We start from the raw sequence: 1,393 nt of genomic DNA, 5'->3' as shown, positions 1-1,393 counted from the left end.
CCAGCAGGCGCAGTACCTGCACATATTCGCGCCTGCCATGTTTGTGCATGCGCCCTTCCATCAACCGCTGCAGTGTCGTGAACGCTTCGGGCAGGTCCCAGCCCTGCAAAGGCGCAGCCTGGTCGAATGCGTTGATCTTCTGCTCGATCAGCGGGAGATAATGGAGCGGGTCGAAGACAACCTCCTCGCGGGCATAGCAACGAGGATGACGGGCGATGACTTCGCTGCGGCAGCCGATCACCACCTCATCGACATAGGCCCTGATCCAGACCTCCTGATGGCCCCAGGCCACCGGAACCGAATAATCGTTGGTCCTGTAGCGCACCAGGGATTGCGAGGAGACCCTCCCGCCTTTCTGATCGCAGGCCTCGAAGGGTGTAGCGGGCAGAGGCTGCATGGCCGCGAGATCGCGCTGCAGCCGCTCACCGATCGTCTCGCTCTGCCCGCGCACCTTGTCCTGCTGGCGCTTGCGGCATTGCTCCTCCAGCCACAGGTTGAACGCCTCCCAGGTCGGGAACTTCGGGATCGGCACCATGAAGTTGCGCCGGCAATAGCCTACCAGCCCCTCCACATTGCCTTTCTCGTTCCCCTTGCCCGGGCGAGCATAGCGGTCGCGGATCACGTAATGTGACAGGAAAGCGCTGAACAGCGTGGCACGCTGCCGCGTGCCGTCGGGCAGGATCTTCGTCACAAGGCAGCGATCGTTGTCATAGACGATCGAGCGCGGTACCGCGCCGAAAAACGCGAAGGCATGCACGTGTCCGTCCACCCAGGCCTCCGCCACCGCCGCCGGATAGGCCCGCACATAGCAGGCATCACTGTGCGGCAGATCGAGCGCGAAGAAGTAGGCCTTCTGCTCCACCCCGCCGATCTCCACCAGCGCTTCCCCGAAATCGGCCTGCGCATCTCCCGCAGGGTGCGCCAGCGGCACGAACATCTCCCGGCTGCGCTGTTCGCGCTCCCGGATGTAATCCTTGATGATCGTATAGCCGCCGGTGAAACCATGCTCGGTGCGCAAACGGTCGAATACCCGCTTCGCCGTATGGCGTTGCTTGCGCGGGACACTGCGGTCACCCTCAAGCCATCCATCAATGATCGCCACAAACCCGTCCAGCTTCGGGCGCTGCGGTACGGACTGGCGCCGGTAACCCGGCGGCGATGAAAACGACAGCATCTTGCGTACCGTTTCGCGCGACACATTGAAACGCTTCGCCGCCGCCCGTTGGCTCATGCCATCCGCGCAAGCCAGACGGACCTGAAGATAAAGTTCCACGCTGTAGATCCCCACACCTCCCTGACTCGGCAGAAAGGCTTCAAGGTGGACGACTTTTACGCCGCCCGCAGCAGGACTATCCCGCCGCTACCGTGGTCGAATATTGCTCCGCCGTTCTCA

General features: G+C 62.7%; 1 protein-coding gene. It reads right to left on the bottom strand.

Annotated features, from left to right (window positions below):
* A partial coding sequence (gene istA / locus KIH45_RS19005) for an IS21 family transposase (protein ID WP_213177514.1) occupies positions 1 to 1,273 on the bottom strand: 1,273 nt, incomplete at its 3' end.
* Positions 1,274 to 1,393 lie beyond the last annotated feature (120 nt).

Origin of the sequence: Croceicoccus gelatinilyticus (assembly GCF_018398395.1) — a bacterium.
Taxonomy (GTDB): Bacteria; Pseudomonadota; Alphaproteobacteria; order Sphingomonadales; family Sphingomonadaceae; genus Croceicoccus; species Croceicoccus gelatinilyticus.
This window is presented reverse-complemented; position numbering and strand designations above follow the sequence as displayed.